Consider the following 19,446-nt stretch of genomic DNA (forward strand, 5'->3'; position numbering starts at 1 on the left):
ATGGCGATCGAACGCACTTTCTCGATGATCAAGCCGGATGCCACCCGCCGCAACATCACCGGCAAGATCGTTGACCGGCTGGAGTCCGCGGGCCTGCGCGTTGTCGCGCAGAAGCGCATCCTCATCACCAAGGCGCAGGCCGAGGCCTTCTACGGCGTGCATCGCGAGCGTCCGTTCTTCGGCGAGCTGGTCGAGACCATGACCTCGGGCCCGGTCGTCGTGCAGGTGCTGGAAGGCGAGGGCGCCATCCTGAAGAACCGCGAAGTGATGGGCGCCACCAACCCGGCGCAGGCCGCCGAAGGCACCATCCGCAAGGACTTCGCCGTGTCCATCGGCGAGAACTCGGTGCACGGCTCGGATGCCCCGGAGACGGCCGCTCAGGAAATCGCCTTCTTCTTCGCCACGGCCGAGATCACCGGCTGAGGACGCATCTGCGGTTGCCGCAGGCCGGCCGGCTGGCCGCTGTGGCTGCGGCGCGTTAACCGCAGGGCCGTAAGGCCCGCCGATGCCTCTTGGCAACCTTTCCGGCAACGGCCGGCGCCCATGCGCCGGCCGTTTGTTTTTGGCGCGGGGCGTCGTTTTTGGCGCAATCGCTGGCCGTCGCATCCGGCCGGCCGATGGCGGGGCCCCATGTGCCTGCCGGCGGCCGCCGCCCCGAAAGGGACAGAAATTGCCATTGTTCGGCCGAAAATTGGTCCGGTCCGGCATGCGATTAAACCTTCATAAACGCTGTCAGCGTCTACTGACATTAACGATGACGGGCGAGTCGGATGAGGGCGATGCAAAACGCATTTTGGAGTTCCCGACTGGGCGGCACGGCTGCGGCCATCCAGATTTCGGACGTTCCTGCCTCGCCGGGTCGCCGTTTCCGCTTTTCTGCGCTTGCGGGCGTGGCTGTCTGCGCATTCGGTCTGGCCGGGTGCAGTGATATCACCCGTTTCGCCGAGGCACCGCTGTTTACGGCTTCCACGCCCAACCAGCAGCAGATTTACGGAAGCGGCGGCGTGGCGCAGGGGGGCGTGAGTTCCACCGGGAACATCGCTCCGATGCGCACCGCGAGTGTGACCGCAACGCCGCTGCCGCCGCCGTCGGCCGTGACCTCGCAGCCGCTGCCGGCTCCGGGCGCAGTCGCTGCCGGCGCCGTTGCCAGCGTGGCCCCGGCTGCGGCAGCCGCTGCCGCACCGGCGATGAGCGGTACCTATCAGGGCTGGAGCGCCGTCGGCGGCACGGTGCTGACCGCCGGTGCCGGCGATACGCCGACCTCGCTTGCCCAGCGCTATGGCGTGCCCGTCAACGCCATCATGAGCGTGAACGGCCTGAGCGATGCCTATGGCGCCCTGAACGGCCGCCGCGTGACCATTCCGACCTTCACCTCCGGCACAGCCACGCAGGTGGCCAGCGATGCCGCCAAGGCCGCCATTCCGGCCCCGGCGGGCGGCTATGTCGTGACGCCGGGCGAGACGCTCTATTCCGTGGCGCGCAAATATCAGGTGAGCCCGGCTGCCCTGGCCGCGGCCAACGGCCTGACGACCGACAGCCAGATCAAGATCGGCCAGTCGCTGCAGATCCCGACCGGCGCGGCCGCCACGGCCACCAAGGTTGCGTCCGTCATGCCGGTGCCGGCGCCCGCAACGGCGGCGGCAACGGCAACCGATGCGGCCCAGCAGACCCTCGCCGCCGGCGCCAGCACGCTGCAGGCCGAGGCGGCCAAGGTTGCCAACCCCGCCGCCCCGCCGGCGCCGCCGGCCGGGCAGCAGGTCGCCTCGCTGCCTTCCGCCGCCGGCTCGGCCGCCAAGACCGCAACCGATGCCGCGGCTGCCAGCGCACCGGAAGAAGAGGCCGGCTCCGGCTTCCGCTGGCCGGTGCGTGGCCGCATCATCGCCGGCTTCGGCAAGAAGTCGAACGGCGAGCAGAACGACGGCATCAACATTGCCGTGCCGGAAGGCACGCCGGTGAAGGCAGCCGAGGCGGGCACCGTGATCTATGCCGGCAACGAGCTGTCGGGCTTCGGCAATCTGGTGCTGGTGCGCCACGAAGGCGGCTGGGTGACTGCCTATGCCCACAACAAGGAGCTTCTGGTGCGCCGCGGCGAAACCGTGAAGCGCGGCCAGACCATCGGCTATGCCGGCGCCACCGGTTCGGTCAGCCAGCCGCAGGTGCATTTCGAACTGCGCAAGGGCTCGCAGCCGGTCGATCCGCTGCCGCATCTGGCCGGCGCCTGAGCGCCGTCCGGCCAGCGCATCCGCGCGGCAAAAGGCACGGCCCGGCACGGCTGAGAGTTCCTGCAAAGAGCCTCTGCCCGGCAGGAGCGCGGGTCCGCAAGAGCGCGGTCCGGCAGGAAAGCGCGCCGGCACGGCCGCCGCCATCCCCGCGACCAAGATCCGGCCGACCAAGATCCGGCAGCGTCCCGCGGCACGCGATCGAAATCCTTTTCACACCCGCCGGGCGCTGCCGCCTCCGGCGGGTGTTGTTTTTGCGGGTGTAATTTCGGCGTGTGTCATTCCGTGCAGGCATTCTCGCCGTGCGGATGTTCCCGCACCCGGCCGTGCAGGGCAGGGGGGCGGCCGTGGTCCGCCGAACATGTCAGCCGAACATGCCGGCCCAGTCCGATGGCACCGTGCCGACGCGGTCGATGACCACGGCATCCTCATAGACGCCGATGTCCGGGTCGGCGGCGCGGCTGAAGGCGAGCGCACCGGCGGCGCCGCTGCCGGTCAGGCGCAGGGCCATGCGCCGGGCGGATTCCGAATCGCGCGCTTCCACCGGATCGCCGGGCACCAGTTCACCGTCATCACCGGCAGCGAACGGCACAACCACAAAATAGGTCAGTCTGGCCATGTTCTTCCATCTCCAGTCTCGCTGGAAATGGAACATAGCAGGAACAAACTTCGTTTACCAGTCCCTGCTGCAACCTGCGCGCCGTGTCCGGGCCGGCCAGCGGGGCGGGGCTCAGCCGGGCGGGGGCGGTTCCGGTGTCTGGCAGAGATCGGCCCATTCGGCACCGACGAGGGCTGCCATGCGCTGCGGGGCGATGCGGACGGCGCTGTTGCGGGCCCCCGCGGCCGGAACGACTTCGTCAAAGGCCTGCAGCGACAGGTCGCAATAGACCTTCAGCGGCGTTGCGAGGCCGAACGGGCAGACGCCGCCCACCGGATGGCCGGTGATTGCGGCCACCGTTTCAGCATCGAGCATGCGCGGCTTGCCGCCGAGCACGGCTTTGATCTTGCGGTTGTCGAGACGGGCATCGCCGCGCGCCACCACCAGCACCACCGCGTCGCCGATCTTCAGCGACAGCGTCTTGGCGATCTGCGCGGCGGCGACACCGTGGGCCTCGGCTGCCTCCGCCACCGTGGCGCTGCTCGCCTCGGTGACCAGAACTGCGATATCCGGGGCATGGGCCGCGAAGAAGGCCCGCACGGAGTCCAGACTCATCCGCTCTTCCTTTCCGGGTCTCAGGCGGCCGGCGGCTCGGCGCGCTCGATGACGAGAGCGTGCACGGGGCCGGCCAGTTCCTCTGCCAGAATGGTGTTGATCAGGCGGTGCCGCGCCATGCGCGAGGCGCCGCGGAAACCCTCGGCCACGATGCGCACGCGGAAGTGGCTCTCCACGCCGCTGTGACCATGATGGCCGGCATGCAGACGGCTGTCGTCGATCACCTCCAGCGCCTGCGGCGCCAGCGCGGCCCTGAGCTTGGTTTCGATCCGGTCCTTCATGGACATCGCTGTCGTCGGCATGGCTGTCGTCTCCTCCCGGTCGCGGCGTCAGGCTGCCAGATGGCGGAAGGCGGCGACGACCTTCTCGTAGACCGCGCGCTTGAACGGCACGACCAGCGCCGGCACGTTCTCCAGCGGTTCCCAGCGCCAGGCCGAGAACTCGGGCTTGTGGCCGCCGGGCGGGGCGAGCACGTTGATGTCGCCATCCTCGCCCTCGAAGCGGAAGGCGAACCATTTCTGGATCTGGCCGCGATAGCGTCCCTTCCACGCCTTGCCGACCAGTTCGGCCGGCAGATCGTATCGCACCCACTCGGGCGCTTCGGCGATCAGGCTGGCCCTGACCACGCCGGTCTCTTCCATCAGCTCGCGGCGGGCGGCGATTTCCGGCTCCTCACCCTCGTCGATGCCGCCCTGCGGCATCTGCCAGGGATTGGAAAGGCTCTTGCCTTCCTCGCCGTCGCCGCGGCGCTCGCCGACGAAGACCCGGCCGTCTGCCGAAAACAGCACCACGCCGACGCACGGCCGGTAGGGCAGCGACGCCGGATCGACGGCTGCGGCCTTGTCGCGGTGCGCCTTGTCCTTATCCTTGTGCTTGCCCATCGGGTCCTCCCGTTCGTTTCAGCCGCCGGCGGCCCTGCGCCGCAAAGCGCCACATGCGCCACAATCGCGGCAGGGCCGGCATTTCGGTGATGGTGTGCAGCGGATCGGTGCGGCTGGTCTGCAGCCGGTTCAGCAGCGGCAGCGTGCCGGACAGCGGCAGAAAAGCCGGCACCGCCGCCGGCGGAACCGCCCGTCCGATCGGGCCGACGCGGTCGAGATGATGGCGCGCGTGGGCGATCATCTCGCCCAGCGCCGCCCGCAGGGCCGGGCTGTCGGTGCCGGCGCGCACAGCGGCGGGGTCCGCGCCATGGCGCGCCAGTACGTCGCCGGGCAGAAAGAGCTGCCCGCGCGCGCTGGCCCGCGGCACTCCCTGCACCACGCGACAGAGCGTCAGCGCCGCACCGGCGTGGCCCGCAAGCGTGCCGGTGCCGGGATCGCGGCCGCCGGCCAGCACGATGGCCCCAAGCTGTATCAGCGCACCGGCGGTTTCGCCGGCATAGCCTTCCATCTCGTTCAGATCCGGCATGGCATCGTCATAGAGGTCGAAAGTGTGGGCATCGATCACCCCGATCAGCGCCGGCACCGGCAGGCTGTAGCGTGCGATCGCCTCCAGCAGGGCATCGGCCACCGGGTGTCCGCTGGGCTGGCGATGCTCCAGCGTATCGCGCCACCATTGCAGCCGGATTTCACCCGGCAGCACTTCGCGCACGCTCTCGCGCACGCGCGCAATCTCGATCCCGAAGGCCGCCAGCGCCAGCAGCGCCGGCCGTGCCGCTTCCGGCGCGAACAGGGCCGCAAGATAGCGGTCGGCATCGAAGCGGCGGACGAGGTCGAGGCAGTGATCGGCGGTATCCATCGGCGGTCCGCAAAAGGCCGGCGAGCAGCGGCGCGCCGCTGCTCAGAACACCGGCAGGAAGCCGGCCGCAACCGGCCGCTCTTCCGAGAGCATCACATTATAGGTCCGCACGGCCGCCCCGGTGGACATCATCTCCACCCTGAGTCCGGCGCCCTTGAGGTACCACAGCAGGTCCGGCGGCAGGACGGCGAATTTCTCGCCGGTGCCGAGCAGAAAGAAGCCGAACGAGGCCGCCTGCGCCACCACGGGCGCAAAGGCCTCGCGGTCGAGATCGGCAACGCTGACCGGCGACCAGCCGTGGATGCCGCTCGGCAGCGCCAGAATGGCCCCCCGGTGCGACATGCCGGCAAAGCGGAAGCCGCCATCCCCATAGGCATCGACCGGCGCACGGTCGGGAAAATGGGCCTGCCGGATGACGATGCCGGCCATCGCTCAGACCGCCCCGGTGGCGGCGGCCGCGCCTTCCTCATTGTTCGGCCGGCCGGTCCGCAGGCGGAAATAAATCAGCACCGGAGCGGCGATGTAGATCGACGAGAAGGTGCCCACCACCACGCCGAAGATCATCGCGAACACGAACGAGCGGATCACTTCGCCGCCGAAGACATAGAGCGAAATCAGCGCGATCAGGGTCGTGATCGACGTGATCATGGTGCGGCCGAGGGTTTCGTTCACCGACAGGTCGATGAGGTCCGCAATCGGCATCTTCTTGTATTTGCGCAGATTCTCGCGAATTCGATCGTAGACGACCACCGTGTCGTTCAGGGAATAGCCGACAATCGTCAGAATGGCGGCAATGGACGACAGGTTGAACTCGAAGGGAACCAGCGTGTAGATGCCGAGCGTCAGGATCACGTCGTGCAGCGTGGCAATGATGGCGCCGACGGCGAACTGCCACTCGAAGCGGAACCACACATAGACCATGATCGCGGCCAGCGTCACGACGAGGCCGAGCGTGCCGTTGCGCGCCAGTTCGCCGGAAACGCGCGGCCCGACGACTTCGGTGCGGGTGATGTCGTAGCCATCGCCGAGCGCATCGCGGACCAGAAACACCGCACGCTGCTGCGCCTCGTCGCCGCCTTCCTGGCGGGCGATGCGGATCAGCACGTCATCCGGGCGGCCGAATTCCTGAATCTGCACATCGCCCAGATTGAGGTCGCCGACGGTATTGCGCAGCTCGGCCAGATCGGCCGGCTTGCCGCTGGTGGTGGTGATCTCGATCACCGAACCGCCCTTGAAGTCGATGCCGTAGTTCGGGCCGACCGTGAAGAAGGCGACCAGAGAGGCGATCGACAGCACCACCGAAATCGGCAGCATCACGCGCCACAGGCGCATGAAGCCGATTTTGGTGCCGTCGGGGACGAGGCGAAGAACCTTCATGACGCGCTCAGTTCCTCAATGGGTCGCTCAGATGCTGATCTTGGTCGGGCGGCGCAGCCGCACCCAGAACACGACCAGCATGCGGGTAAAGGTGACGGCGGTAAACATCGTCGTGATGATGCCGAGGGCATGGGTCACGGCAAAGCCGCGGATCGGACCCGATCCCAGATAGAACAGCACGATGGCGGAAATGAACATCGTGATGTTGGCATCCAGAATGGTGCCGATGGCGCGGCGGAAGCCGGTGTCGATGGCCATGATCGCCGAGCGTCCGTTGCGCGCCTCTTCGCGGATGCGCTCGTAGATCAGCACGTTGGAATCGACCGCGGTGCCGACGGTGAGCACGATGCCGGCGATGCCGGGCAGCGTCAGCGTGGCGCCGAGCAGCGTGATGAGCGCGAAGATGAGCATCACGTTGACCACCACCGCGATGTTGGCCAGCAGGCCGAAGAAGCGGTAGACGGCGAACATGTAGATGCAGACGGCGATCGTGGCGATGATCGAGGCGATCTCGCCGGCGCGGATGGAATCCTCGCCGAGGCCGGGGCCGATGGTGCGTTCTTCCACGATGGTCAGCTTGGCGGGCAGGGCGCCGGCGCGCAGCAGAACGGCCAGATCGTTGGCGGTTTCCACCGTGAAGTTGCCGGAGATCTGGCCCGCGCCGCCGAGGATCGGCTCGCGGATGTTCGGCGCCGAAATCACCTCGTTATCGAGCACGATGGCGAACGGCCGGCCGACGTTCTGCTGGGTGATGGTGGCGAACTTGCGCGACCCGGCAGTGGAAAGGCGGAAGGACACCACCGGTTCGTGGTTGGTCGGCTCGAACGTCGCCTGAGCGTCGACGAGGTCGTCGCCGGTCAGCAGCGGCGCCTCTTCCACCACATAGGGCACGGGCGGATCGTTGACCGAATAGAGCAGCATCGTGCCGGCCGGCGGCTTGCTCTGGATCACCGTCTGCGGATTGATCGAGGTGTCGACCAGATGGAAGGTGAGCTGGGCGGTCTGGCCGACGATGGCCTTCAGGCGATCCGGATCGTCGAGGCCGGGGGCCTCGACCAGAATGCGGTCGGCGCCCTGACGCTGAATGTTGGGCTCCACGGTGCCGAGTTCGTCGACACGGCGGGCGATAACGCCGATCGACTGATCGACGATGGAGCGCACGCGCTGTTCGAGGCCCTGCTGGGTGAACGACAGCCGGGCGACGCCGTTGTCGGCCACCTCGACGCGGAACTCGTCGACCGGCTTGGCGCCGAACAGCGACGAGGACAGCGGGTTGCGCAGCTCGTCGAGGCGCTTGCGGGCCTCGGCGAGCTGATTCATGTCGCGGATGCGCACCGTCACCGCATCGCCCTTCACCGCAAGATCGGTGAAGCCGATGCGCGGCTCCTCGCGCAGAGCGCCGCGCACCTCTCCGGTCAGCGTCTTGAGACGCTTCTGGATATAGTCCTCGCGGTCGACCTCATAGAGCAGATAAACGCCGCCCTGCAGGTCGAGACCGAGCACGATCTGGCGTTTCGGCATAAAGGCCGGCCAGTTCGCCACGGTCTCCCGGGAGAAGAAGTTGGGCAGCAAAACCACGAACCCGCCGAGCACGACGGCGAGGATCAGGGCGATCTTCCAGCGTGAGAGATAGAGCATGGTTCGCAGTCTTTGAGGCGGGCGGGACGGGGTGGACCGGATCAGGCGTTGTCGTTAACCGGCTCGCCCTTGGCGCGCACGTCCTGAATGGCGGAGCGCAGCACGCGCACGCGCACGCCCTCGGCCAGTTCCACCTGCACGTCGGCGTCGCCATCGGCCTTCACGACCTTGCCGATGAGGCCACCGGCAGTGACGATGGTGTCGCCGCGCCGCACCTTGGAGATCATCTCCTGATGCTGCTTCTGGCGCTGACGCTGCGGACGCAGGATCAGGAAGTACATGATGACGATGATGACCAGGAACGGCGCGAACTGCAGCACCATGTCGGTCGTGCTGGCCGGGGCACCGGCAGCGGCCTGGGCATAGGCAGGGGCAATAAAGTTCATCGAGTCCTCGAGCCTTGGGTGGCATCGCCCTGAGGGGCGGTGCATCAGCGCCGTTCCGGCACCGACAGGCAACGGTGCCCGTCCGGCCGGCATAGCCGCATGTGTTATCGTCCGCAGTGCAGCACTGCAACGCCTATAAGCAGCACTTTCCCGCACATCGCCGGGCAGGCGCAATGATCCGGCGGCAACAGGCGCCGGATTTGGCTGCCTCCCGGCCCGAAAATCGCGGCGGTCCGGCACCATGCGGGCCGGATCGCAGACGCGCGGACTATAAACGTCGCCTGCCGGTTTGCAAATCGGCGGCCATTTTCCACGCCCGGCCGTCATGCTAGAGGTGCGCGGGCCGCTCCCGCTTCCGCGCCCACGCCCGCGCAGAATATCGGGGCGCTGGCGCGGGAACGCGCCGGAAGATCAGGATTGTCCGAAGCGGAGTGCATGCCGTGGCCGAAATTTCCGCCGCCGACGTTGCCGCCCTCGCGGCGCGGTTCGACCGTCTCATTGCCCTCGTGGAACGGGCCGTTCCGCCGGAGGTGCGGGTGCCGGATCTGGCCGGTGCCGATGCGTTCGTCTGGCAGGCGAACCCGCCGGTGCTGGAGCCGGTGGAGAAGGTCAACCGCGTCGAAATCGGCCTGCTGCATGGCGTCGATTCGGCCCGCGACCAGCTTCTGGCCAACACCGCGCGCTTTGCGCGCGGGCTGCCGGCCAACAACGTGCTGCTGTGGGGCGCGCGCGGCATGGGCAAGTCCTCGCTGGTGAAGGCCGCGCAGGCCGCCGTCAACGACGCCCTTGCCGCCGGGGGCGAGACGGCGCGGCTGAAGCTTGTCGAGATTCACCGCGAGGATATCGACAGCCTGCCGGCGCTGATGGCGATTCTGCGTGCGGCGCCGCATCGCTTCATCGTGTTCTGCGACGACCTGTCGTTCGATGCCGGCGATACCAGCTACAAGTCTCTGAAGGCGGCGCTGGAAGGCGGGCTGGAAGGGCGGCCGGCCAACGTGATGTTCTACGCCACCTCCAACCGCCGCCACCTGCTGCAGCGCGATATGATGGAGAACGAGCGGTCCACGGCCATCAATCCGGGCGAGGCGGTGGAAGAGAAGGTGTCGCTGTCCGATCGTTTCGGCCTGTGGCTCGGCTTCCACAAGTGCACGCAGGAAGAATATCTCGCCATGGTCACGGGCTATGTCACGCGGTTCGCGCTGCCCGTGGGGGCGGAGGACCTGCGCGCGCAGGCGCTGGAGTGGGCGACCACCCGCGGTTCGCGGTCCGGTCGCGTGGCCTGGCAGTTCATTCAGGATCTGGCCGGCCGTCTGGGCCGCCGTCTGGAAGACTGAGCGCCACCGGGCACGGCAACGGGCACAGGCGCCGCAACGGGCACAGCCATCGCCGGGCCGGTTCTGCCGGCCCGGCTTTCGTTTGCCGGATATGTCGGGGGAGGAATCGGCGCTGGCCGGCGTTTCCCGCCCGCTGGCCCCCCGGCTCGTCCTGAAGAGAGGGGGAGAGACGGGGGCAAGCAACAGGCAGCGAGGCTGCGTCGCCGGCGGTCCGGTTCCGGGCGGTGTCGTCCGGCCGGATGGCCTTCAGCCCGGCGGCGCGGCGCGGGCGCCGCGGGCCGGGCACGCGGTGCCGATTGCCCGCGCGCGTCTCTGCAGGCCCTGCGGCCCGCAGACAGTGTCATTCAGTGGTGCTGTAACCGGTGACCGGCCGCGCATCCGTCGTCGGCGTGTAGGCAATTGCCATCAGACCCAGCCAGCCGAGCGCCAGCACCACCATTGCAATCCGCATGGAACTTCCTGTGCTCCCTGGAGCAGACCTGCACGTCGTGCCCGGGGACGGGCGTTGTGCGGTGATCGCCGCCGGTGGCGTCACCGCCCCGCCCCGGCGGGCGGTGCAGGCCACGATTGTCACAATCTCAACTTCCGCCCCGCGGACCCGGAGAGGGAGCCCGCAGCCGCATCGTCGAAGGGGCGCCGGGTCCGGACGGGCCGGCGCCACAGCAGGTGAATGCCTCCGTAGGGCAATGTCCGTCAATGGCGTTTCAGGAGGTTCTGCCCTGCCGCCTTTGCCGCGGCGGGGCCATCATCCTTCGGTTGCTGTTAATGCGCTGTTAAAGGCCGGCGGCGGGGCCGCGGATTGCCTGTGGTTCACACCGCCCGGCCGGCCGGAAGGCCGCGTTGCAGGTGCTCGCCGAGCCGCGGCATGATTTCCACAAAATTACACGGCCGGTGCCGGTAATCGAACTGCTGCATCAGGATGCCATCCCACGCATCCCGGCAGGCGCCGGGCGAACCGGGCAGCACGAACACGAACGTGGTGCCGATCAGCCCGGCGGTGGCGCGGGACTGAATCGTTGATGTGCCAATGACCTCGTAGGACAGGCGATGGAATACGGCGGAAAAGCCCTCCATGCGCTTGTCGAACAGCGGCTCAAGCGCCTCCGGCGTCACGTCGCGGCCGGTGAAGCCGGTGCCGCCGGTGGTCAGCACCACGTCGACATCCGCGCGGGCCACCCAGCCGGTCACCAGCGTGCGGATCGCCGTCAGGTCGTCGGCCACGATGGCACGGTCGGCCAGCACATGGCCGGCCTCGCCGATATGGCGGGCGAGGGTGTCGCCGGAGCGGTCGTCGGCAAGGGTGCGGGTGTCGGAAACCGTTGCGACGGCGAAGCGGACCGGAACGAAGGGGCGGGATTCATCGATTCGACTCATCAGGCGTTTGCTCCCGGCTGGCGTGAGACCGTGCCGGCCTTTGTCCCGCGCAGTGTGTGCGTTGCGCAAGGGCCGGGCGGGCCGCCGCCGCGGGAACTTTTTTCGCCGGGGCAGGGCCGCATCCGGCGCAATGCCGGCGGCCGGGCGCCCGGCCCGCTGCGCGCCGGCTGCCGGCGCCCGCCGGCGGTGGTACCCGGCAGGACGGCGATGCCACGGCTTTGGCGCTGTGAGAGCACATTTTTGCCGGCTTTGGCCCCGAAACGCGTTTTGGCAGCGCTTGCGGGGCGTTCCTCAAGCCGGCACGGGGTGCGGGGCCCGCGGGCCGCCGGCTTGCTTGCTCCCGTCCGGCGGGTGTTATGAAACGCTTGGGGAGGCGTTCGCCTCAAGGGAGACCCGAAATGTCCAAAGAGCGTCAAAACAACGCCGCTGCGCCGTCCGCCGCCACGACCCTCGAAGACGGCGCCCTTTTTTATCACCGCCTGCCGGTGCCCGGTAAGCTGGAGATCCGCGCCACCAAGCCGCTCGGCAACCAGCGCGACCTCGCGCTCGCCTACTCGCCGGGCGTCGCCTTCCCGTGCCTTGAGATCGAGAAGGAGCCGGCGAAGGCGGCCGACTACACCGCCCGCGGCAATCTGGTGGCCGTCGTTTCCAACGGCACCGCGGTGCTCGGCCTCGGCGCGATCGGGCCGCTTGCCTCCAAGCCGGTCATGGAAGGCAAGGCGGTGCTGTTCAAGAAGTTCGCCGGCATCGATGTGTTCGACATCGAGGTGGACGAGCGCACGGTCGACCGCTTCGTCGATATCGTGGCGGCGCTGGAACCGACCTTCGGCGGCATCAACCTTGAGGACATCAAGGCGCCGGAGTGCTTCGAGATCGAGGCCCGGCTGCGCGAGCGCATGAACATTCCGGTGTTCCATGACGACCAGCACGGCACGGCCATCATCGTCGGTGCGGCCGTCAAGAATGCGCTGGCCATTGCCGGCAAGAAGATCGACGAAGTGAAGGTGGTCGCCTCCGGCGCCGGCGCGGCGGCCATCGCCTGCCTCAACATTCTCGTCTCGCTCGGCGCCCGGCGCCAGAACATCTGGGTCACCGATGTCGAGGGCGTGGTCTACAAGGGCCGCGAGGCGCTGATGGACCCGTGGAAGGCACCTTACGCGCAGGAGACCAACAAGCGCACACTGGCCGAGGTGATCGAAGGGGCCGACATCTTCCTCGGCCTGTCGGCCGGCGGGGTGCTGAAGCCGGAGATGGTGGCCACGATGGGCGAAAAGCCGCTCATCCTCGCCCTCGCCAACCCGACGCCGGAGATCATGCCCGATGCGGCGGCGGAGGTGCGCCCCGATGCCATGATCTGTACCGGACGGTCTGATTTTCCCAATCAGGTCAATAACGTCCTGTGCTTTCCTTATATCTTCCGCGGCGCCCTCGATGTGGCGGCAACGGCCATCAACGAGCCGATGAAGCTGGCCGCGGTGGAGGCCATCGCCGCGCTCGCCCATGAGGCGCCGCTGGGCGAGGATTCCGAGGAACGCCTCGTCTTCGGCCCGAAGCGGCTCATCCCGACGCCGTTCGACCAGCGCCTCGTGCTGCGCATTGCGCCGGCGGTGGCGCGCGCGGCCATGGAAACGGGCGTTGCCACCCGCCCGATCACCGACTGGGAAGCCTATCTCGACGGGCTGAACCGCTTCGTGTTCCGTTCCGGCATGGTGATGAAGCCGGTCATCGCGCGGGCCAAGAAGCTGAAGAAGCGCATCGTGCTGTGCGACGGCGAGGACGAGCGCGTGCTGCGCGCCTCGCAGATCGCGGTTGAGGACGGCATCGCGCGGCCGATCCTCGTCGGCCGCCCGCAGGTGATCGAAAGCCGGCTGGAGCGCTTCCGGCTGCGCATTCGGCCGGGCAGCGATTTCGACATCATCAATCCGCTCGACGATCCGCGCTACCGCGAATATGTCGATCTCTATTTCAACCTCGTCGGCCGCAAGGGCATCACGCCGGATGCCGCGCGCATCGTGGTGCGCACCAATTCCACCGTCATCGGCGCGCTGGCGCTGCGGCGCGGGGAGGCCGACGGCCTGCTGTGCGGCCTCGACGGCCGCTTCAACCGGCATCTGCGCGATATCCGGGCCATCGTCGGGCAGGCGCCCGGGGTTTCCGATCTGTCCACCCTGTCGCTGCTGCTGCTGAACGAGGGCGCCTACTTCCTGGCCGATACCTCGATTCAGGAAAACCCGAGCGCGGCCGGCATCGCGGAAATGACGGAAATGGCCGTGCAGCATGTGCGCCGGTTCGGCATCGCGCCGGCGGTGGCGCTGCTGTCGCATTCCAACTTCGGAACGCGCGACACCGCCTCGCCGCGCAAGATGCGGGAGGCGCTGGAAATCCTGCTCGCCGCCCACCCGGACATGGAAGTCGATGGTGAGATGCAGGGCGATGCGGCGCTGTCGCGTCTGGTGCGCGATCTTTCCATGCCGAAGTCGCGCCTGAAAACCGCGGCGAACCTGCTGGTGTTCCCGAACCTCGATTCGGCCAACATCGCGCTCACGCTGATGAAGGAAATCGGCTCGGGCCTGCATGTCGGTCCGATTCTGATGGGCACGGCCCAGCCGGCTCACATCCTGTCGTCGACGGCCACCAGCCGCGGCGTTCTCAACATGATGGCGGTGACGGCCGTGGATGCCGGCGCCCGCGCGAGCGCCGCCGCCTGAGAAGGCGGCCCGCGCGCCGCCCGCAACACCGGCATGGCGCCAAACCGGGATGGCGTAAAACCGGATGCCGCATAAACGAAACGGCGCGGAGAATGCTCTCCGCGCCGTTCTTTCTGTCTGACGCCGTTTTCGGGGCCTGCTCCGGCCGGGGCGTTGCCCCGGTCCTCAGCTCTCGCCGTAGGGCGGTACCGGGATGGCCAGATGGGCCTCGCGCAGGGCACGCGACCAGCGGTCGCGCAGGTCGCGGAAATAGGGGTCGTAGCCGTCGATGCGGTGGCGCAGGCACGAGCGGATGGCATCGCGCCGCACCAGAACGGTGTCGATGGGCAGGCCCACGCTCAGGTTGGAGCGCATGGTGGAATCCATCGAGATCAGGCCCAGCTTCAGCGCATCCTGCAGCGAGGTATCGAAGGTGGCTGCGCGGTCGAGGATCGGCTTGCCGTATTTGTGCTCGCCGATCTGCAGATAGGGCGTGTCTTCGGTCGCCTCGATGAAGTTGCCGGCGCGGTAGACCATGAACAGCCGCAGCCGCCCGCCGCCGATCTGGCCGCCGACCATCATCGTCACGTCGAACGAGGCGGAGTTCTGCTCCAGCGCGCGCCCGTCGATGCGGTAGACCTCGCGGATCGCGCGGCCCACGAACTGGGCCGTGCGGAACAGCGTCGGCATCTCCATCAGCGTCTCGATTTCGCCGGTCTCGGGGTTCTCAAGCCCTTCGGAAACCAGCGACAGCACCGACTGCGTCACAGCCAGATTGCCGGACGAGGCAATCGCCACGACGCGATCGCCCGGCCGCTCGAAAATGTGCAGCTTGCGATAGGTGGCGATGTTGTCGAGCCCGGCGTTGGTGCGGGTATCGGCGATCATCACCAGCCCCTCGCGGACCAGAATGCCGACGCAATAGGTCATGTGCTTTCCCGCTCTTCGGGTGCGGACCTGCCGGCTCCGGGGGAGGTTCCTCCCCTGCGGACCCTCGGGCAGCCCGTTCTGCAATCACAAACAAACGAGCCCGTCTTCAGGAGAATCGTCACACACGCCGCCGGGACTTCGCTCAGGTCGTGCCGCCACTCATGCCTGTGCCGGCCCGCGCACGCAAGGGGGCGCGCCGGCCGCGCCCTGCGGCGCGGCAAGCCGCCGCTGTGCGGTGGTGCGGCGAAGTCACAATCCGTGAGAGATCTCTTCGACCGTGATGTTGACGCTGATCTCTTCCTGCCCGCCGCCGGCCCGGGCGCCGCGGATGGGGGCGGCGCCGGCGCAGTCGAGGCCGATGGAAACCCGCACATGGGCATCGACCGGGCACATGCCGAGGCTGGGATCGAAGGCGATCCAGCCGAGCCCCTCCACAAAGGCTTCCACCCACGCATGGCCGGCATCGGCCTCGCGGGAGGCCTCCGGCCGGTGCAGGTAGCCGCACACATAGCGCGCCGGCACATGGGCCTGCCGCGCCAGCGCGATGAAGAGGTGCGCCAGATCCTGCGGGGTCGCCGGGTGCTCGGCATCCGCCAGCACCTCGCCGGCCGGGCGCACGGCGCCGTGGCGGGCCGGCGCCAGCAGGAAGCGGTCGAACACCGTCATGTTCAGCCGGTGGAGGAAATCCAGCGTGTCGCGCGCCTCGCTGAACAGCCCGTCGGCAAGGGCGTGGATGGCCGGCGTCGTTTCGGTAAATTCCGTCGGCCGCAGGAACACGCCGGCCGGCAGGCGGTCGCGCGCGCCGCGCACGATGCCGGCGGTGTCGTTCGTCACCACCTCGCCGCCGGCGGTGATGATCAGCCGGTCGAGCGGGCCGTCGAACGACAGCGAATGGGTGATGTTGCCGAACGGGTCTTCGATGCGCGTCAGCAGGCCGTCGGTCGAGACATCGAGCCGCCAGGACGAAACGTACTGGCCGTTATGGTTCTGCGGCGTGAGGCGCAGGATCTCGATCGCCCGGTCAATGGGCTGGTCGTAATGATAGATCGTCTCGTGCGTGATCCTGAGGCGCATGGCTGCCACTCCGCCGGAGAAGGCTGAACACGGGTCCCGATGGCCGGCAGGGCCGGCCCGACGGCATCGGGCAACGCGGCTTGACCCGGCGCCCGGAGGCGCCGTGCAGACAGGGACAAGAAGCCCCCGGCAGGAAAGACACGTGGCCCCGGCAGGAAACCACGGCCCCCGGCGGGCGGCCGGCAGCGTGCAGCGCGCACGCAGGCCGGCGCAAACGCGCGCCGGGGTTGTGCCGGTCACACCAGATACTGCTCGGTGATGGCCGCGCCAAGGCGATTGTTGTCGTCGATCACCTCGGTCAGGAACCGGTGCAGCCCGGTGCGCATCACCGAGCGGATATCGTTGTCGTTCAGGCGGTCGTAGATGTCGTAGGCAAGCCGCTGGCTCGGCCCCGGACGGCCATAGCCGCGCGCCAGCAGATCGAGCCGGCGGGTGATGTTCTCATAGCAGCTGGCGATGGAACGCGGCATGCGGCGGTTAAGGATCAGAAGATCGGCCACCAGATCCGGTTTGATGCTCTGGCGGTAGACCCAGTGATAGGAGGTGAGGGCGGAAACCGACCGCAGCAGCGCGGTCCACTGGAAATAATCGTGGCCGCCGCCGGGCGATTCTTCTTTCTCGTCGAACACGCTGCACTTGGCGTCAATAATGCGCGCCGTGGCATCCGCCCGCTCGATATAGACGCCGAGCTGGAAGAAGTCATAAGCGTCGTCGCGCAGCATCGTGCGGTAGGCGGAGCCGTCGAAGCGCAGGTTGGCTTCCTTCACGAAGGACAGGAACTCCTGCAGCTTCGTGCGCGTCATCGATTCCGGCGAGAAGCGCTTCATCTCCAGCCACGCGCCGTTGATCGCCTCCCACATCTCGATGGTCAGCGCGGTGCGCACGGCGCGGGCGTTGTGGCGGGCGTTTTCCAGACAGACGCGGATCGAGGACGGATTCTCGGTGGAGAAGCCGAGGAACTCGACGACGGTCTGCTGGTTGGCCTCGCCGTAAAGGCGCTGGAACAGGTCGCCCGAGCCGCAGGCCGCGATGGCTTTTTCCCATTCGTTGCTGCCGCCGGCATAGGCGGCCGGCATGGCGGACAGGCGCGCCGCCCCGTCGATGATCCGCGCGGTGTTTTCCGCACGTTCGACATAACGGGCGAGCCAGTACAGGGTTTCTGCGGTGCGGCTCAACATGGAAGAAGGGCTCCCGTTCGGGGAATTCTGGAAGGGTGGCCCGCATTGCGGCGCCGCGGGGGCGGCTGCGGGTCGTTCTGGAAGGGCGGGCGGGGCGGGCGACGGGCGCCGCCGGCCCCTGCGCTCGGGCCGCGCCGGGTGTCAGTCGACGACCCAGGTGTCCTTCGTGCCGCCGCCCTGAGACGAATTGACGACGAGCGAGCCGTCCTTCAGCGCCACGCGGGTGAGGCCGCCGGGCACGATGCGAATCCGGTCCGAGCCCGACAGAACGAACGGCCGCAGATCCACGTGGCGGGGCGCGATGCCGTTCTGCACAAAAGTCGGGCAGGTGGAGAGCGCCAGCGTGGGCTGGGCAATGAAATCGTCCGGCTTGGTCTTCAGCTTGGCGCGGAACGTCTCGATGGTTTCCTTGTCGGCGCGCGGACCGATGAGCATGCCATAGCCGCCGGACCCGGAAACCTCCTTCACCACCAGCTCTTCAAGGTGGTCGAGCACATAGGAGAGCGCCTCCGGCTCGCGGCAGCGCCAGGTCGGCACGTTCTTCAGAATCGCTTCTTCGCCCAGATAGAAGCGCACGATCTCCGGCATGTAGCTGTAGACCGCCTTGTCGTCGGCAACGCCGGTGCCGACGGCGTTGGCGAGCGCGATGTTGCCGGCGCGGTAGGCGGCCATCAGCCCCGGCACGCCCAGCACCGAATCCGGGCGGAACACCAGCGGATCGAGGAAGTCGTCGTCGAGGCGGCGATAGAGCACGTCCAGCCGGCGCGGCCCTTCGGTGGTGCGCATGTAGACGAAGTTATCGCGCACGAACAGGTCGCGGCCCTCCACCAGGTCCACGCCCAGTTTATCGGCAAGGAAGGTGTGTTCGTAATAGGCGCTGTTGAACGGGCCGGGCGTCAGGATGCCGATCGTGGGAATCGACGGCGCCGAATCGGGTGCAATCGAACGAAGCGTGGCGAGCAGGTCGTCCGGGTAATTCTCGACCGGCGAAACGCGGCTTTCCGCACACAGTTCCGGGAAGAGCCGGAGCATGACCTCGCGGTTCTCCAGCATGTAGGACACGCCGGAGGGGGTGCGGGCGTTGTCTTCCAGCACATAGAACGTATCGGCGTCGACGCGGATGATATCGATACCGGCGATCGGAACGTAGATGTTCTGCGGCGGCGTGAAGCCGACCATCTCCGGGCGGTAGTAGGGGTTCTTGTAGACCAGCTCTTCCGGGATGATGCCGGCCTTGATGATCTCGCCCTTGTTGTAGACATCGCCGAGGAAGGCATTCAGCGCCTTCACGCGCTGCTGCAGGCCGAGCGTCAGGCTGCTCCACTCGTTGCGCGTGATGACGCGCGGCACGATATCGAACGGGATCAGCCGTTCCTCGGCATCCGCATCGCCGTAAACGTTGAAGGTGATGCCGATGCGGCGGAACAGAAGTTCGGCTTCCTTCTGGCGCAGGCGCAGCTGCTCCGGGTCGGTCTCGTTGAGCCACTTCTTGATGCGCTCATATCCCGGGCGGATTTCCGCACCGAGAGCGGTCATCTCGTCGAAGGCGGTGGTTGTCATCCCAACTGCTCGCTCTGTTGGCCCTGTTGGAGTCGATTTAATCGACAAATCCGGCCGGGCCGCAAGAGGGTTGCCTTCAGTTTGACCAATGCCAAATTCTTGGTCATTTGTGTTCAAAGGGTGTTCAATTTCGGCACAGCCAAAGTACTGGCTCAGAACAGTTTCAGTCCTTTCAGGCTGGCGTGCCCGTCTCTCCCCACAATGATGTGGTCATGAACAAGTATTCCGAGCGGCTTTGCAATGTCCGCAATCTGCCGCGTCATCTGAATGTCGGCGCGTGAGGGCGTCGGATCGCCGGAGGGATGATTGTGGACAAGAATGATTGCGGTCGCCGACAGTTCCAGCGCGCGCTTCACGACTTCACGCGGATAGACGGGCGTGTGGTCTACCGTGCCGGTCTGCTGCAATTCGTCGGCGATCAGGGCATTCTTTTTGTCGAGGAAAAGGATGCGGAACTGCTCCTTTTCCGAAAAAGCCATCGCGACGCGGCAATAGTCGAGAACTTCCGTCCAGGAGGACAGAATTGTGCGGCCACGCACCCGGCCGCGCGTCAGTCTTTGCGCGCACGCAAGCACGATTTGCAGGTCGAGAGCCGTGGCCTCGCCAATGCCTTCCACTTCGGTCAACTGCGATTGCGGGGCGGAAAGCACTTCGGCAAACGAACCGAAACGCTCAATCAGGCGTTTGGCTAGCGGCTTCGTGTCGCGCCTGGGGATGGAGCGGAACAGCACCATCTCCA

General features: G+C 67.4%; 19 protein-coding genes. 4 read left to right on the forward strand and 15 right to left on the reverse strand.

Going from position 1 to position 19,446, the window contains the following annotated elements; all coding sequences use genetic code 11:
• Positions 1-423, forward strand: a complete 423-nt coding sequence (gene ndk / locus V7067_RS07615) for a nucleoside-diphosphate kinase (RefSeq protein ID WP_334175287.1) — start codon at positions 1-3, stop codon at positions 421-423.
• A 623-nt stretch (positions 424-1,046) separates the two neighbouring features.
• Entirely contained in the window at positions 1,047-2,222 is a 1,176-nt protein-coding gene (locus V7067_RS07620; RefSeq protein WP_334175288.1) for a peptidoglycan DD-metalloendopeptidase family protein, read from the forward strand.
• Positions 2,223-2,583: 361 nt separating this feature from the next.
• Here the strand turns inward: V7067_RS07620 and V7067_RS07625 are convergent, their stop codons facing one another.
• From V7067_RS07625 to yajC, 9 genes are all read right to left on the reverse strand, one after another.
• Positions 2,584-2,838, reverse strand: coding sequence for a hypothetical protein (locus tag V7067_RS07625; protein WP_334175289.1), 255 nt, complete (start codon positions 2,836-2,838; stop codon positions 2,584-2,586).
• Between the two features lie 111 nt (positions 2,839-2,949).
• Positions 2,950-3,432 (reverse strand): YbaK/EbsC family protein, encoded by a 483-nt coding sequence (locus V7067_RS07630; protein WP_334175290.1) that lies wholly within the window; start codon positions 3,430-3,432, stop codon positions 2,950-2,952.
• A 20-nt stretch (positions 3,433-3,452) separates the two neighbouring features.
• Positions 3,453-3,719, reverse strand: coding sequence for a BolA family protein (locus V7067_RS07635; protein ID WP_334175304.1), 267 nt, complete (start codon positions 3,717-3,719; stop codon positions 3,453-3,455).
• 42 nt (positions 3,720-3,761) lie between these two features.
• A complete protein-coding gene (locus V7067_RS07640; RefSeq protein WP_334175291.1) occupies positions 3,762-4,313 on the reverse strand; it encodes an RNA pyrophosphohydrolase in 552 nt (183 codons plus the stop codon).
• Positions 4,294-5,169 (reverse strand): phytoene/squalene synthase family protein, encoded by an 876-nt coding sequence (locus V7067_RS07645; protein WP_334175292.1) that lies wholly within the window; start codon positions 5,167-5,169, stop codon positions 4,294-4,296. The genes V7067_RS07640 and V7067_RS07645 overlap by 20 nt, the downstream gene beginning before the upstream one ends.
• 42 nt (positions 5,170-5,211) lie before the next feature.
• Positions 5,212-5,598, reverse strand: coding sequence for an MTH938/NDUFAF3 family protein (locus V7067_RS07650; RefSeq protein ID WP_334175293.1), 387 nt, complete (start codon positions 5,596-5,598; stop codon positions 5,212-5,214).
• Between the two features lie 3 nt (positions 5,599-5,601).
• Entirely contained in the window at positions 5,602-6,546 is a 945-nt protein-coding gene (gene secF / locus V7067_RS07655; protein WP_334175294.1) for a protein translocase subunit SecF, read from the reverse strand.
• Between the two features lie 27 nt (positions 6,547-6,573).
• Positions 6,574-8,184 (reverse strand): protein translocase subunit SecD, encoded by a 1,611-nt coding sequence (gene secD, locus V7067_RS07660; RefSeq protein ID WP_334175295.1) that lies wholly within the window; start codon positions 8,182-8,184, stop codon positions 6,574-6,576.
• A 41-nt stretch (positions 8,185-8,225) separates the two neighbouring features.
• Entirely contained in the window at positions 8,226-8,570 is a 345-nt protein-coding gene (gene yajC / locus V7067_RS07665; protein ID WP_334175296.1) for a preprotein translocase subunit YajC, read from the reverse strand.
• A gap of 497 nt (positions 8,571-9,067) precedes the next feature.
• Here yajC and V7067_RS07670 point away from each other — a divergent pair, with 497 nt between their 5' ends.
• Entirely contained in the window at positions 9,068-9,904 is an 837-nt protein-coding gene (locus V7067_RS07670) for an ATP-binding protein (RefSeq protein ID WP_334175305.1), read from the forward strand.
• An 810-nt stretch (positions 9,905-10,714) separates the two neighbouring features.
• Here V7067_RS07670 and moaB read toward each other — a convergent pair.
• Positions 10,715-11,278 (reverse strand): molybdenum cofactor biosynthesis protein B, encoded by a 564-nt coding sequence (moaB, locus tag V7067_RS07675; RefSeq protein WP_334175297.1) that lies wholly within the window; start codon positions 11,276-11,278, stop codon positions 10,715-10,717.
• Positions 11,279-11,676: 398 nt separating this feature from the next.
• On the opposite strand from moaB, the gene V7067_RS07680 reads away from it, so the two are divergent.
• Positions 11,677-13,986: an NADP-dependent malic enzyme gene (locus V7067_RS07680; RefSeq protein WP_334175298.1), complete on the forward strand. Its 2,310-nt coding sequence runs from the start codon at positions 11,677-11,679 to the stop codon at positions 13,984-13,986.
• 165 nt (positions 13,987-14,151) lie between these two features.
• Here V7067_RS07680 and V7067_RS07685 read toward each other — a convergent pair whose 3' ends face one another.
• The 5 genes from V7067_RS07685 to radC all read right to left on the reverse strand — a co-directional run.
• On the reverse strand, positions 14,152-14,895 hold the full coding sequence (locus tag V7067_RS07685) for a peptidase (RefSeq protein WP_334175299.1): 744 nt from the start codon (positions 14,893-14,895) through the stop codon (positions 14,152-14,154).
• A gap of 249 nt (positions 14,896-15,144) precedes the next feature.
• Positions 15,145-15,969, reverse strand: coding sequence for a transglutaminase family protein (locus V7067_RS07690; RefSeq protein WP_334175300.1), 825 nt, complete (start codon positions 15,967-15,969; stop codon positions 15,145-15,147).
• Positions 15,970-16,205: 236 nt separating this feature from the next.
• Complete coding sequence (locus V7067_RS07695; protein ID WP_334175301.1) at positions 16,206-17,147, reverse strand: alpha-E domain-containing protein; 942 nt, start codon at positions 17,145-17,147, stop codon at positions 16,206-16,208.
• Positions 17,148-17,288: 141 nt separating this feature from the next.
• Complete coding sequence (locus V7067_RS07700; protein ID WP_334175302.1) at positions 17,289-18,707, reverse strand: circularly permuted type 2 ATP-grasp protein; 1,419 nt, start codon at positions 18,705-18,707, stop codon at positions 17,289-17,291.
• A gap of 152 nt (positions 18,708-18,859) precedes the next feature.
• Positions 18,860-19,446 (reverse strand): DNA repair protein RadC (gene radC / locus V7067_RS07705; protein WP_334175303.1); only part of this gene is annotated, 587 nt, incomplete at its 5' end.

This window comes from Pseudoxanthobacter sp. (genome assembly GCF_036822375.1).
Lineage (GTDB): Bacteria > Pseudomonadota > Alphaproteobacteria > Rhizobiales > Segnochrobactraceae > Pseudoxanthobacter.

Excerpts from the sequence above, each read along its gene's own strand:
- V7067_RS07620 (WP_334175288.1), top strand. The coding sequence starts at position 1,047 with ATGCGCACCGCGAGTGTGACCGCAACGCCGCTGCCGCCGCCGTCGGCC.
- V7067_RS07645 (WP_334175292.1), bottom strand. The coding sequence starts at position 5,169 with ATGGATACCGCCGATCACTGCCTCGACCTCGTCCGCCGCTTCGATGCC.
- secD (WP_334175295.1), bottom strand. The coding sequence starts at position 8,184 with ATGCTCTATCTCTCACGCTGGAAGATCGCCCTGATCCTCGCCGTCGTG.
- V7067_RS07695 (WP_334175301.1), bottom strand. The coding sequence starts at position 17,147 with ATGTTGAGCCGCACCGCAGAAACCCTGTACTGGCTCGCCCGTTATGTC.
- V7067_RS07690 (WP_334175300.1), bottom strand. The coding sequence starts at position 15,969 with ATGCGCCTCAGGATCACGCACGAGACGATCTATCATTACGACCAGCCC.
- V7067_RS07630 (WP_334175290.1), bottom strand. The coding sequence starts at position 3,432 with ATGAGTCTGGACTCCGTGCGGGCCTTCTTCGCGGCCCATGCCCCGGAT.
- ndk (WP_334175287.1), top strand. The coding sequence starts at position 1 with ATGGCGATCGAACGCACTTTCTCGATGATCAAGCCGGATGCCACCCGC.
- V7067_RS07635 (WP_334175304.1), bottom strand. The coding sequence starts at position 3,719 with ATGTCCATGAAGGACCGGATCGAAACCAAGCTCAGGGCCGCGCTGGCG.
- V7067_RS07680 (WP_334175298.1), top strand. The coding sequence starts at position 11,677 with ATGTCCAAAGAGCGTCAAAACAACGCCGCTGCGCCGTCCGCCGCCACG.
- V7067_RS07625 (WP_334175289.1), bottom strand. The coding sequence starts at position 2,838 with ATGGCCAGACTGACCTATTTTGTGGTTGTGCCGTTCGCTGCCGGTGAT.
- V7067_RS07650 (WP_334175293.1), bottom strand. The coding sequence starts at position 5,598 with ATGGCCGGCATCGTCATCCGGCAGGCCCATTTTCCCGACCGTGCGCCG.
- yajC (WP_334175296.1), bottom strand. The coding sequence starts at position 8,570 with ATGAACTTTATTGCCCCTGCCTATGCCCAGGCCGCTGCCGGTGCCCCG.
- V7067_RS07640 (WP_334175291.1), bottom strand. The coding sequence starts at position 4,313 with ATGGGCAAGCACAAGGATAAGGACAAGGCGCACCGCGACAAGGCCGCA.
- secF (WP_334175294.1), bottom strand. The coding sequence starts at position 6,546 with ATGAAGGTTCTTCGCCTCGTCCCCGACGGCACCAAAATCGGCTTCATG.
- V7067_RS07700 (WP_334175302.1), bottom strand. The coding sequence starts at position 18,707 with ATGACAACCACCGCCTTCGACGAGATGACCGCTCTCGGTGCGGAAATC.
- V7067_RS07685 (WP_334175299.1), bottom strand. The coding sequence starts at position 14,895 with ATGACCTATTGCGTCGGCATTCTGGTCCGCGAGGGGCTGGTGATGATC.
- moaB (WP_334175297.1), bottom strand. The coding sequence starts at position 11,278 with ATGAGTCGAATCGATGAATCCCGCCCCTTCGTTCCGGTCCGCTTCGCC.